Origin of the sequence: Sulfurihydrogenibium sp. (genome assembly GCF_027448985.1) — a bacterium.
Taxonomy (GTDB): Bacteria; Aquificota; Aquificia; order Aquificales; family Hydrogenothermaceae; genus Sulfurihydrogenibium.
In genome coordinates this window covers 1-12,036 of the sequence record NZ_DAIDMN010000045.1, presented here as the reverse complement: position 1 = coordinate 12,036, position 12,036 = coordinate 1, and the positions used below count along the sequence as shown (strand labels likewise).

At 32.7% G+C, this 12,036-nt stretch carries 13 protein-coding genes; 7 read left to right on the top strand and 6 right to left on the bottom strand.

The window, feature by feature from the left end:
* Positions 1-15 precede the first annotated feature (15 nt).
* Both NE054_RS05060 and NE054_RS05055 read left to right on the top strand, forming a co-directional pair.
* Complete coding sequence (locus tag NE054_RS05060; RefSeq protein WP_297889346.1) at positions 16-1,068, top strand: HDOD domain-containing protein; 1,053 nt, start codon at positions 16-18, stop codon at positions 1,066-1,068.
* A gap of 4 nt (positions 1,069-1,072) precedes the next feature.
* A complete protein-coding gene (locus NE054_RS05055) occupies positions 1,073-2,302 on the top strand; it encodes a sensor domain-containing diguanylate cyclase (protein ID WP_297889344.1) in 1,230 nt (409 codons plus the stop codon).
* Here the strand turns inward: NE054_RS05055 and NE054_RS05050 are convergent.
* Genes NE054_RS05050 through NE054_RS05030 form a run of 5 tightly spaced genes read right to left on the bottom strand, consistent with a single transcriptional unit; the run spans position 2,299 to position 7,560 of the window.
* Complete coding sequence (locus NE054_RS05050) at positions 2,299-3,579, bottom strand: M48 family metalloprotease (protein ID WP_345780598.1); 1,281 nt, start codon at positions 3,577-3,579, stop codon at positions 2,299-2,301. The two genes, NE054_RS05055 and NE054_RS05050, sit on opposite strands and share 4 nt — an antisense overlap.
* Positions 3,580-3,600: 21 nt before the next feature.
* Positions 3,601-4,830 carry a gephyrin-like molybdotransferase Glp gene (glp, locus tag NE054_RS05045; RefSeq protein WP_297889338.1) on the bottom strand — a complete coding sequence of 410 codons (1,230 nt, stop codon included), beginning with the start codon at positions 4,828-4,830 and terminating at the stop codon, positions 3,601-3,603.
* Between the two features lie 4 nt (positions 4,831-4,834).
* Entirely contained in the window at positions 4,835-6,415 is a 1,581-nt protein-coding gene (gene carB, locus NE054_RS05040) for a carbamoyl-phosphate synthase large subunit (protein WP_297889336.1), read from the bottom strand.
* Complete coding sequence (locus NE054_RS05035; protein ID WP_297889334.1) at positions 6,403-6,978, bottom strand: YqiA/YcfP family alpha/beta fold hydrolase; 576 nt, start codon at positions 6,976-6,978, stop codon at positions 6,403-6,405. The genes carB and NE054_RS05035 overlap by 13 nt, the downstream gene beginning before the upstream one ends.
* A 33-nt stretch (positions 6,979-7,011) precedes the next feature.
* A complete protein-coding gene (locus NE054_RS05030; RefSeq protein WP_297889332.1) occupies positions 7,012-7,560 on the bottom strand; it encodes a thiamine phosphate synthase in 549 nt (182 codons plus the stop codon).
* Positions 7,561-7,720: 160 nt separating this feature from the next.
* Between NE054_RS05030 and NE054_RS05025 the strand changes: the two genes are divergently transcribed.
* From NE054_RS05025 to NE054_RS05005, 5 genes are read left to right on the top strand one after another with little or no spacing between them, the layout of a single operon-like run.
* Positions 7,721-8,203 (top strand): phosphatidylglycerophosphatase A, encoded by a 483-nt coding sequence (locus tag NE054_RS05025; RefSeq protein ID WP_297889329.1) that lies wholly within the window; start codon positions 7,721-7,723, stop codon positions 8,201-8,203.
* A gap of 19 nt (positions 8,204-8,222) precedes the next feature.
* Positions 8,223-9,242, top strand: a complete 1,020-nt coding sequence (gene purM / locus NE054_RS05020) for a phosphoribosylformylglycinamidine cyclo-ligase (protein WP_345780599.1) — start codon at positions 8,223-8,225, stop codon at positions 9,240-9,242.
* A 10-nt stretch (positions 9,243-9,252) separates the two neighbouring features.
* Positions 9,253-10,296: an Rpn family recombination-promoting nuclease/putative transposase gene (locus tag NE054_RS05015; RefSeq protein WP_297889324.1), complete on the top strand. Its 1,044-nt coding sequence runs from the start codon at positions 9,253-9,255 to the stop codon at positions 10,294-10,296.
* Positions 10,293-10,943 (top strand): phosphoribosylglycinamide formyltransferase, encoded by a 651-nt coding sequence (purN, locus tag NE054_RS05010; RefSeq protein WP_297889320.1) that lies wholly within the window; start codon positions 10,293-10,295, stop codon positions 10,941-10,943. The genes NE054_RS05015 and purN overlap by 4 nt, the downstream gene beginning before the upstream one ends.
* Before the next feature lie 47 nt (positions 10,944-10,990).
* Entirely contained in the window at positions 10,991-11,872 is an 882-nt protein-coding gene (locus NE054_RS05005; protein WP_297889318.1) for a 4Fe-4S binding protein, read from the top strand.
* Here the strand turns inward: NE054_RS05005 and NE054_RS05000 are convergent.
* On the bottom strand, positions 11,840-12,036 hold a 197-nt coding region (locus NE054_RS05000), incomplete at its 5' end, for a hypothetical protein (RefSeq protein ID WP_297889317.1). The two genes, NE054_RS05005 and NE054_RS05000, sit on opposite strands and share 33 nt — an antisense overlap.

Here is a 12,036-nt window from a genome sequence, read left to right as displayed (position 1 = left end):
TGGTAGTTTTACTTTATGATACCACTGGAGGTTTTTTATTTCATCTTTTTTTCGAATTGGAAATTAGGGTTAAATTTAATAAATAAAGATGTTTTTATTGTAGAGATTCAATCAAAAGATTTAAAGTCTAAAACCTTACTTGAAAAAGTAAAAGAGTTTAAAGATAAGGGTTTTATATTTTCTGTTGAAGTATCCGAAGGTGATTTTAGTGTTGATTTTTATTTACCTCTTTCTGGTATTTTTGATTATTTATCTGTTAAATTCAACATTTTTAATCCGGAAAAAGAAAATTTTATAAGGAGCATAGTAGAACTTCCTTACACACTTAAAGCGGAAGATATAGACAACAACGAAGATTTTGATAAAGCTTTAAAACTTGGATTTGACCTTTTTGAAGGAGAGTTTTTTACTAAACCAGAGCAAATAACTACAAAAGAAGATACGGTTAACAAGTTAGAAATTTTGAAATTGATAAGGTACATATCTGAAGAAGAAGATTTAAACGATATTGCGGAAGCGATAAAAGCAAATCCGAACATAAGTTTAAGACTCCTTAAGTATATAAACTCTTCTTTCTTTTACCTTAAAAGTCCTATTACATCTGTAAATAGAGCTGTTTCTTATTTAGGTAAGAAAAACTTGCTTAGTTGGTTGTTCTTATTATCAATGATGTCAGTTGCGAAAAATGATATAGATAAGGAAGTTGTAAGGTTGGCTTTATTTAGAGGAAAATTTATGGAGCTTTTAAGTTTGAAGATAAATCCGGATAGTAATATCGCGGAAACTGCATTTTTGGTTGGAATTCTGTCGTTGGCGGAAAGAATTTATAAAACCGATTTAAAAACAATCTTAAAGGACCTGAACCTATCTCAAGATTTAGAAAAAGTTTTAACAGAAAAGATAGGATACTTTGGAGAACTGTTGAATTTTGTGATTAATGTAGAAAGAAACAATACTGTTGAGGTTAAAAATTTTAAAAAAAACTATCTGTTGTCAGATGAAGAGGTAGCTGACATTACAGTTGAAACCTATAAATGGATTGATACTATGTTTGAAATATTAGGGTAGGTTGATGATGTTTAGGGATGAAAAGATAAATATAATTTTTGAAAGACTTTTAAACTACATTGAAAGAAACTTTAAATCTTTTGTTTGTAAAGAAAGTATTTTACAGATAAAATCGATTATCTACCAAGTTTTGGAAGATAAAAAGAATGTGGAAAGTTTAGAAGAAGTAGGATACTCCTTTGCTGAAAGTAATGTTCTGTTTGTAGAGAGTATTAGTATATTTGATTTTCTAAGAAAAAATTTTATTGCACATCTTCCTAACCACATTGACCTTCGAGAAGCAAAAAGGATTGAAAGACTTTTTGAAGATATAATCAACACATTTTCCAAAGGTTATCTAAAAAGTAGAGCTAAAAGAAAGATTGAAGATTTAAACTTTATTGAGAAGCATGTTATTCCAAAAGAGATGGTTCATCAGTTTTATGACCCTTCGATAAAACATATTGATTATTTTAGAAATTTTCTAGAGTCATTTTTAAAAGATGAGAAGTTCAAAAGTACCGATTACAACACATGTGAATTTGGAGTTTGGCTGAAAAATGATGGAAAAAGTTTAGTAAATGATGATTTGATATACAAAAATGTTAAAACTTTACATAAGATTTTTCACAACTTGATAGAAATTGCAGAAAATTATAAAGAAAACAAACTTTATAAAGAGCTTTTTTTTACTATAAATGAGATTGAAAATGCATCTTTACATATTATCAACAATCTATCTTTCTTGAATACTAAACTTCTTGCTTATGAGTTTTCAAAAGACCCATTAACTGGAGCTTTAACGAGAAGAGGGTTTAACAAAATCATTCAAAAACATTTTGAAATAGCTGAAATTACAGGACTTCCTATGTCTGTTATAATAACTGATATCGACTTTTTTAAAAAGATAAACGATACCTACGGTCATTTAGCTGGAGATGAAGCGTTAAAACATTTTGTGAAGATTATAAAAGAAAATCTTAGAAAATCCGATTATGTTTTTAGGTTTGGTGGTGAGGAGTTTGTAATACTACTTCCTAACACTACCTTGGAAGAAGCTGTTGAGATAGCTGAGAGAATAAGAAAGTCTTTGGAAAACAGTCCATTGATATACGAAGGAAAAGAGATAAAGATAACCGCAAGTTTTGGTGTAAAAGAGGTTCATCCGGATGAACCAATAGATAAAATAATAAAAGAAGCAGATGAGAAACTTTACAAAGCGAAAGAATCCGGAAGAAACAAAGTCGTTTATTAAATAATTCCTAAGTTTTTCAATCTTTGTTTTGCATCACCTTCCCATCCTCTCCTTCCGTCTGTCAGTGAAAGAGCTGTCTTAAGGTTTTCTACAGCTGCAGATTTATTGCCTAACTCTTGATATGCAACTCCAAGATAATAGTAAAGGTCCGGCTGAGAGTCTATAAGTTTTTTAGCATCTTCCAAAACAAAAACCGCTTCTCTGTATTGGTTTAATTTTACTAAGGAAGCTCCAAGGATAAGTCTTGGTAAGAAATAGCTTTTGTCTAAGTTGTAAGCTTTTATAGAATCTATGTAAGCTTTTTGATACTCTCTTAAATTATAGTATACCAAAGCTCTATAAGTGTAAGCTGCGTTGTTATCCGGATAAATTGATATGGCTTTGTTTAAGTTTGTTAACGCTACAGAAAAGTTTTTATTTTTTATGTTCTCTTTTGCATTTTCTACCGCTTCATAACTTGCCGATGTTGATATTAATTTTTTCTTTATTAGATGGAATTCTTCACTATCCTTCTTAAGGAGAAGTTTATCAGGATACTTTGTTTGTATTAGGTGAGAAACGTTTTTAATTCTGTCTTCCGGTAAAGGGTGAGTTAAAAGCCATTTTGGTGCTTGAACTTTTTCCATGGATTTGAATTTTTCAAAAGTTGATATCAAGCCTCTTGGGTCGTATCCGGCTTCGTAGGTAAATCTAACACCTAAAGCATCTGCTTCGTTTTCTTGGTCTCTGCTGTATTTTAGTTGTAGCAATCCGGCAGAAACCTGAGCTAACTGCATTATGATTTGTTGATACTGAGAGTTAGATGTTGCTATTGCTAATATGTTTAACAGTATATTCATTCCGTAAGTTTTCTCTAAAAATTTTGCATGATGACGAGCTGTTATATGTCCTACTTCGTGGGCTATTACTCCTGCAAGCTCAGACTCATTGTCTAAGATTAATACAAGTCCTCTGTTTACAAATACCGGACCTCCCGGAAGTGCAAAAGCGTTTACGTCTTTAGAGTTTACCAGATAAAATTGGTAGTTAACTTGACGAGGTGATTGTGATGCTATTTTATAGCCAAGGTTTTTTATGTAATCTTGAACTTCTTTATCCGGATAAAGTCCATCGTTTTCGTTTATGGCTTGAGGTACTACTTTTTGTCCTATCTCTATCTCTTGCTGTGTTGATAAAAGTGTTAAGGTTGGTTTGCCTGTTAATGGGTCTTGAATCGTTGTACAACTAATCAAAAAGCTTATTGATAAAACTACTATAAAAATTATTTTTTTCACCATGGCATGGTTTTCCCTTTTATTTTATATCTCCAAATCAAACATAACTACTTTAATTTTATCTCCTTTTTGTAAGTTGTAAACGTCTATATCAATTAGACCAAGACCGTTTGCGTTTACCATTCCTGTTAAGATGTTTGAACCTTGTTTTCCAAAAGGAGTTGCGAAAAAGTTTCCATCTTTATACTCAACGCTTACTCTTATAAATTCCATTCTGTCTGCTGATTTTCTGCTAAAATCTTCAGTTAAGATGGCTTCAAAAGTTGGGTTAAACACTTTTTGATATCCCATCATCTTTTTTAGGGCCGGTTTGACGAAAATCTCAAAAACAACCATGGATGCCACTGGATTTCCTGGAATTCCGAAAAATAGCTTTTCATCTTTTTCTCCCCATGTTCCAAAAACAAGAGGTTTTCCGGGTTTTATGGCAACTTTCCAAAAATGTACGTTCACTTTTAAAATTTCTTTTACAAAGTCTTTTACAAGGTCGTACTCTCCAACGGACACACCACCTGTTGTCAGTAAAACATCACAGTTTTTAGCTGATTCTAGTTTATCTTTTATATCTTCCGGTTTGTCTTTTGCAAAGCCTATTATTACAGGTTGGGCTCCTGTCTGTAATACTTGGGCGTACAATGAATAGGTGTTTGATGTTCTTATCTGAGATTCTTTTGTAATAGGTTCTGCAATGTCTAATATTTCATCTCCCGTTGTTATTATTCCGACTTTTGGTTTTTGATATACGTAAACTGTTGGTTTATTAACAGATGATAATATTCCTATTTCTGCAGGTCTTATTGTTTTTCCGGATTTTATAAGAATATCTCCCTTTTTGTAGTCCCCTGCTTTTTGTCTTATGTTTGAACCTTTTTTTAGTTCTTTGAATATGTATACTTTTGAGTTTTCTACTTTTGTAAGCTCTTTTTGAATTACTGTGTCTGCTCCTTGAGGAATTAAAGCTCCGGTGTATATAGGTATAGCATAACCTTTTTCTAGTTTTGGTGGAAGGTCCCCTGCTTTACTTTCACCATACAGTGTTAAAACAGCCGGATTATCTTCTGTTGCTCCTAAAATGTCTTCATGTCTTACAGCAAATCCATCCATGCCACTGTTGTCTGCCGGTGGATTGTCTCTATCTGCTATTACATCTTCTGCTAAAACTCTTCCTAATGCATCATTTAGAAAAATTTTTTCTTTTCCTATAAGTTTGGTATTTTTTAATATTATTTCTATCGCTTCTTCGTACCTAAGCATTTTCTCACCTCATGTCTTGTAATGCTATTACACTTAAACCTTTCTCTTTGTAGGACTTTATTGCCATTACTGCAGCAGCTGCTGCTCTTGTAGTTGTAAAGTAAGGTGTTTTTGTTGCAACGGCTGCTCTTCTTATGTAGTAAGCATCGGACCTTTCTCTTTTTCCTGATGGTGTGTTTATAATCATTGATATTTCGTTATTTTTTATTCTATCTACTATGTTTGGTCTTTCTTCTGAAAGTTTGTTTACTAAAGTTGACGGTATCCCTTTTTCTTTTAAAAATTTGTATGTTCCGGATGTTGCGTATATTCTAAACCCAAGGTTTACAAGTTCTTTGGCAATGTTTTCTATATCTGGTTTGTCTTTATCTGCTACGGATATAAATACATTTCCTTGGATAGGAAGTATCTGTCCTGCTGCTGCTTGTGCTTTCCAGAATGCAAGACCAAAATCTTTGTCTATTCCCATCACTTCTCCTGTACTTTTCATTTCAGGACCTAAAAGGGGGTCCACTTCCGGAAATCTGTTCCAAGGGAATACCACTTCTTTTACTGCGTAGTATGAAAAGTCTGCTGACAAAAAGTCAGAAGCCGGATGAATGTTTTTTATTTTAAATACCTCAGGAACGATATCTTTTAACTTTTTACCTACCATTACTTTTGAAGCTATTTTTGCCAGTGGATATCCTATAGCCTTGCTAACAAAAGGAACTGTTCTTGAAGCTCTTGGATTTGCCTCTATTACGTATATCTCTCCGTCTTTTACAGCGTATTGAATATTTATCAGTCCAACTGTGTTTAGTGCTTTTGCAAGTTTTTTAGATTGTTCTTTGACTTTTATTACAACATCATCTGGTAATGTGTAATGGGGAATACAGGTTGCACTGTCTCCTGAGTGAATACCTGCTTCTTCTATATGTTCCATAACAGCCCCAACCAACACATCTTCTCCATCGGACACACAATCAACATCCAACTCTATACTTCCATCTAAAAACTTGTCTATCAAAATAGGCTTGTCTTCTGTGACCGTTACAGCCTCTTCTATATACTGAATCAGTTCTGATGTATCATAAACAAGTCTCATAGCTCTTCCGCCAAGAACATAGGAAGGTCTTACTAAAACCGGATAACCTATATTTTCAGCTATTTTTATTGCTTCATCCTTTGATTTTGCTATGCCACTTTCCGGCTGTTTTAGACCAAGTTTTATTATTAAATCTCTAAATCTTTCTCTATCCTCCGCTATGTCTATACTTTCCGGAGATGTTCCGATTATAGGAACATTTAGTTTTTCTAAAGGTTTTGCAAGTTTAAGTGGTGTTTGTCCTCCAAACTGAACAACAACACCTAAGGGTTTTTCTCTCTCTATTATATTTAAAACATCCTCTAATACTATTGGTTCAAAGTACAGTTTATCTGAAGTATCGTAATCTGTTGAAACCGTTTCAGGATTACAGTTTACCATTATCGCTTGATATCCTTCTTCTCTTAAAGACCATACACAGTGGACGCAAGCATAATCAAATTCCACACCTTGTCCAATTCTATTTGGACCACTTCCAAGTATTATTACTTTTTCCATCTTTCCTCCAAAATTTTCTTGAAATCTTCAATCAGTTCTTTCATATGGGTAAACCTATGGTTTCCATCTGGATACACCACCACATGAAAACCTTCAAAGTACTTTGCAGTTTCTTTACTGTCTAAAAGTTCGTCTTTTTCATCTAAATAAACGTAAACTAAATCTTTAAGAGATTTCAAATCCTTTACGTAATAATTTTTCAATTTTTCTAAGTGTCCTTGAGTAAAGATATACTCTTCTTCTGTTTTGAAATTTTTTTGCGGTCCTACCTGCTTTTGTAAAGATGTGTAAGGGTCGATAGAAGGATTTATTAAAACCGATGGAACTTTAAATTTTTCAGTTAAGTACAATGCGTAAAAACCACCAAGGGATGTTCCGAAAATAAATAGATTATCTTTTTCTTTTATTGCATCGGTTAAAAATTCAAGTTGAGATATTGCTTCTTCTGGGTCGTAATGAAGTGTTGGAGATATAACATTCCTTGGTTTAAAGGCATCTCTTAAATGGTTTACTTTTTCTCCGTATCCGGCTGAGTTGAATCCATGGATGTATAAAATTTTCATAGTTTTACCTCGCTAAAAATTTTATCACAAATTCTACTGTATAAAAAATCTTATTCCGGCTATTCCATAAACACCTGTTTTTAAGACTTCTTCATAGTTGGATTTGTTTATACCACCTAAAGCGTAAACGGGAATTTTGGAAACTTTTATAATCTCTTTTAATTTTTCTAATCCAATCGGTTCTCCTTTTCCTTCTACATTAAAAATAGGAGATATGTAAACGTAATCCGCTCCTTCTTCTTGTGCTTTTACTACATCTTCTACATTGTGGCAGGATTTTCCAACTATTAATTCTGGAAATCGATGTTTTACAGCGTATATTGGTAAACTTTTTGAAGGTAGATGAACACCGTCTAACTTCAAAATTGTAGCAACATCTACTCTTGAATTTATAAATATCCTAACATCGTAACCTTGGGATACCTTTAAAACCTCTTCTGTTAATTTAAAAAGTTCGTCATCAGGAAGGTCTTTTTCTCTTATTTGAATTAAACGTATACCTTTATCTAAAACTTCTTTAACTGTATCTAAAAATGGTTTTTTAAACTGTTTTCTATCTGTTATAAAAAAGAACTTGTGCATCACTCTTTATCTTTATCAAGGTAAACAAAAATTCCAAATAAAACAAAAGTGAAAACAACCATAGCAAGTATTATTATAGGGAACCAAGTGCCTACATCCATTTTTCTCACCTCCGCTATGATATAATTATATCTTATTTTTAAATAATTTTGGAGAAAGAATGGGTTTAAAAGACAAAATAGCTGTTTTTTTGGCAACATCTTTTTATTTAGGAAAATTTCCAATAGCACCGGGGACAGTTGGAACATTAGGAGCAGTACCTTTTTTTTATTTATACTGGGATAAAGGTCTAACAGCTCAGATTTCCATTACATTATCAGTTATATTTATTGGCATATGGGCTTCCTACGAAGTGAGTAAAATGTATAATGATAAAGACCCATCTTTTGTAAGTATTGACGAAGTAGCCGGATATATGATAACCATGCTTGGAATAGACCCGTCTAAAATGGAGCTTAATCAAGTGTTAACCTACTTTATTTTGGGTTTTATAATATTTCGTATCGTTGATATTGTAAAACCTCCTCCTATAAAGATGCTTGAAAAGTATCCGATGGGTGTAGGGATAGTTGTAGATGATGTTATGGCTGGAATTTACAGCTGGATGACTTTACACTCTTTAATCTGGATATTTAAATTTTAGAATAAGGGGCAAAAGCATGATAACTTACAAAGATGCAGGAGTAGATATAGAAAAAGCTGATAAATTTGTAGAAGATATAAAAGGATTTGTACAGAAAACCTTTACAAAAAATGTAATTACACCGATAGGTGGATTTGCTTCTGCATATCTTTTGGATATAGCAAAGTATAAAAATCCGGTTATTACGTCATCAACTGATGGAGTAGGAACGAAGCTGAAAATAGCTCAAATATTAGATAAACATGACACTATAGGAATAGACCTTGTTGCAATGTGTGTTAACGACCTTGTTACAACAACCTCTAAACCATTATTTTTTCTTGATTATTTTGCAACCGGAAAGTTAAAACCTCAAACCGCTGTTGAAGTTGTAAAAGGAATTGCCAAAGGCTGTGAGATGGCAGGATGTTCTTTGGTAGGTGGAGAAACGGCAGAGATGCCCGGAATGTACGATGAAGGAGAGTATGATTTAGCCGGATTTGCGGTAGGTATAGTAGAAAAAGATAAAATGCTTGATGGTAGTAAAACAGAAAAAGGAAATATTTTAATTGGACTTGCTTCATCGGGAGTACACAGTAATGGATACTCTTTGGTAAGAAAAATTGTTGAGTTAAAAGGTTATGACTATAAAGATTATTTTGAAGAGTTTGGGAAAACCCTTGGTGAAGAATTGTTAACACCTACGAAAATATATGTTAACACTGTTTTGACACTTGCTGAAAGGATAGATATAAAATCCATAGCTCACATTACAGGTGGAGGTATTCCAGGAAATCTTATAAGGGTTATAAAAGATGGTCTTAAAGCTGTTATTGAAGAAGGTTCTTGGGAAGTTTTACCTGTGTTTAAATGGATTCAAAAAGAAGGTAATGTTCCAAAAGAAGATATGTATAAAACGTTTAACATGGGAATAGGTTTGATTTTAGCCATAGATAAAAAAGATGAAAAAGAAGCAATAGAAATATTAGAAGATTTAGGAGAAAAGCCTTACATTATAGGTTATTTAGAAGAAGGAGAAAAATCAGTAAACATAGTGTAGAGGAGATAAATTGTCAATAGAAAAACAACCTCACGATTGGTTTTTTAAAACTATATTCAGTAAAGAAGAAAACACAGAAAACCTTATAAAAGGTCTGCTTCCTCAAGTTTACAGTATAATAGTGCCAAAATCTCTAAAATTAGTCACAACAGAAAAACAAAGTTCCAAAAAAGAAAAATTTTTATTAGATTTAGCCTTTGAATGTCAATTAAACTTAGAAGGAAAAAGTTTAGATGGTATCATCTATTTAGTTTTTGAACATAAATCCTATCCGGATAAAAGAACACCTTCACAGATTGCGTATTACAAAGCATCGGTTATGGAAGAAGATGAAAAAAACAACAGACCATACAGACCAATAATACCTATAGTTTTCTATCATGGAAAACACAAATGGAATATACCTACGAAGATTCCACATTTAGATAGATATCCGGAAGATTTAAAAGAATATCTGATAAATCTAAATTACATACTTTTAGATATATCCCAAATAGATGAAAAAACTCTTACAGAAAAGTTTTACACGGATGCATGTTTATTATCCTCGTTATTAGCCATAAAGAATATATTTGAAGATGTAAGGACATTAAAACCAGTATTTAAGAGGCTACTGATTGCAGAAAGCAAGGATTGTATCTATATTATTATTGATTACGTAGTTTTAGCGAAGAAAGATATACATTCTGTAGAAGCGATATTAGAAGAGGTAGGAGGTAAAGAAAAAATGATGACGTTAACAGAAAAGTGGAGAAGAGAAGGACTACAAGAAGGTTACAAAGAGGGATTACAAAAAGGATTACAGGAAGGATTACAGGAAGGATTACAACAAGGATTACAACAAGGATTACAACAAGGATTAATAAAAGAGGCTCAAGAATCTATTATTGATAATCTTGAAGTAAGATTTGGAAATGTTACAGAAAACTTAAAAGAAGAAATAAAATCGATTGAAGATATAGATAGGTTAAAACTCTTAAGAAGATTATCTTTAAAAACAGAAACTTTAGATGAATTTGAAAAAGCTTTAAAACAGAAGGGAAGTGATATTTGAAAAACTTGGTTGTTCTGATATCCGGAAGAGGTTCTAATTTAAAGGCGATTATAGATGCTATAGAGTGTGGAAAGATAAAAGCAAAGATATCTCTTGTACTTTCTAATAAAAAAGATGCTAAAGGTCTTGAGATAGCTCAAAGTTATGGGATAAAAACTAAATTTGTAGACCCATCTTTTTTTGCATCAAGAAAGGGATACGACATCTATATTGCAGAACTTATAAAAAAGGAAAATCCGGATTTAATCGTTTTAGCCGGATATATGAGAATTTTAAGTGATGAATTTATAGACGCATTTGATGGAAAAATTGTTAACATACATCCTTCTTTAGTTCCTTCTTTTCAAGGGAAAAATGCTCAAAAACAAGCTATTGAATTTGGCTCTCTTATAACGGGATGTTCAGTCCATTTTGTCACAAAAGAGCTTGATAACGGACCTGTTATAATCCAAGCAGCAGTTCCTGTTTTACCTGAAGATACAGAGGAGACCCTTTCTAATAGAATACTACAATATGAACACAGAATATACCCTCAAGCTATAAAATGGATTCTTGAAGATAGGGTTAATGTTAAAGGAAGAAAAGTTATAGTTAAAGATGCAAAATACGGTACTATTCCTATTAATCCTGCACTTGAAGATTTTTAAAAAAAGTGTATAATAGTTAGTAATTGCTAACTTTGGAGGTGTGGTAAATGGCTACTTTAACAGCACAAGGACAAAGCTGTCCTCAACCAAGCTTTTTTGAAAAAAACAAGTTTACAATTTTAAGGAACATCGCTTACCTAACGGTTATATTGTTATTGATAATTCTACCAACGTTTAACATTGTCAAGATAGACATAGCCAGAAATCAATCTTTTATATTTGGTAAGCCTGTTTCATTGGCAGAAGGTTTAGCCCCTGTTATATTTGCTATTGGAATATTTGCTATACTTGTTATAGTGTTAAACCTTATCCTTGGAAGAGTATTCTGTGGTTGGATATGTCCTGGAGGGTGGTTTGCTGAGCTTCAAGAAAAGTTTAGAAGAATGTGGTGGACTCCAAAATCACCAACAGGGCAAAAAGTTACTTACATTGTGTTTACCCTTATCACTTCAATTTTATTTTCTCTGTTGTTTTTAAACTGGGTTACTGATTTAAGAGTGTTTTTCTATTCAACGAATCCTTCTTTTATTCCAATGTGGCTTGTTTTTCTTGGTATGACAGGAATGTTTTACTTTGAGTTGTTTATCGGTAAAAGGTGGTGTAGAGTTTTCTGTCCAACAGGAATTTACCAAAAAATAACTCCTTACCATCACCTCTATAAGCCAACTCTTGTTAATGTGGATGCTTGCACGGATTGTAGAGAGTGTGTTAAAAACTGTCCTATGGCTTTGGACCCAAGAAGAATGGCTTATATAAATGACTTTTATAAGGGAATTGCAGCTTGTATAGAGTGTTATAACTGTATTGACTCTTGTACAAAAGCCCAATCTGAAAAATGTCTTCCTGTTGCTATGGGAATAGTTAAAGAATTACCACCAAGAGACCCAGATTTTATATCAGGAAAATCCCTTAATAAACAGAAAGATTAACCCCCAACCCCCCTCCCTCCCAAATCCCCTCCCCTGGCTTCCCGTCAAAGGGAAGCCCTTTTTTATTTTATAATATTTAAAAAGTTGGAGGTATAGTATTGTTAAAGATAAAAAAAGACTTAATAAATCAGGTAAAAATTCAAACTGAAAAAGGTTATCCCTAT

Bases quoted from the DNA above. Each gene is read 5' to 3' on its own strand.
- NE054_RS05035 (WP_297889334.1), bottom strand. From the start codon at position 6,978: ATGAAAATTTTATACATCCATGGATTCAACTCAGCCGGATACGGAGAA.
- NE054_RS05055 (WP_297889344.1), top strand. From the start codon at position 1,073: ATGATGTTTAGGGATGAAAAGATAAATATAATTTTTGAAAGACTTTTA.
- NE054_RS05025 (WP_297889329.1), top strand. From the start codon at position 7,721: ATGGGTTTAAAAGACAAAATAGCTGTTTTTTTGGCAACATCTTTTTAT.
- NE054_RS05030 (WP_297889332.1), bottom strand. From the start codon at position 7,560: ATGCACAAGTTCTTTTTTATAACAGATAGAAAACAGTTTAAAAAACCA.
- glp (WP_297889338.1), bottom strand. From the start codon at position 4,830: ATGCTTAGGTACGAAGAAGCGATAGAAATAATATTAAAAAATACCAAA.
- NE054_RS05060 (WP_297889346.1), top strand. From the start codon at position 16: ATGATACCACTGGAGGTTTTTTATTTCATCTTTTTTTCGAATTGGAAA.
- carB (WP_297889336.1), bottom strand. From the start codon at position 6,415: ATGGAAAAAGTAATAATACTTGGAAGTGGTCCAAATAGAATTGGACAA.
- NE054_RS05005 (WP_297889318.1), top strand. From the start codon at position 10,991: ATGGCTACTTTAACAGCACAAGGACAAAGCTGTCCTCAACCAAGCTTT.
- NE054_RS05050 (WP_345780598.1), bottom strand. From the start codon at position 3,579: ATGGTGAAAAAAATAATTTTTATAGTAGTTTTATCAATAAGCTTTTTG.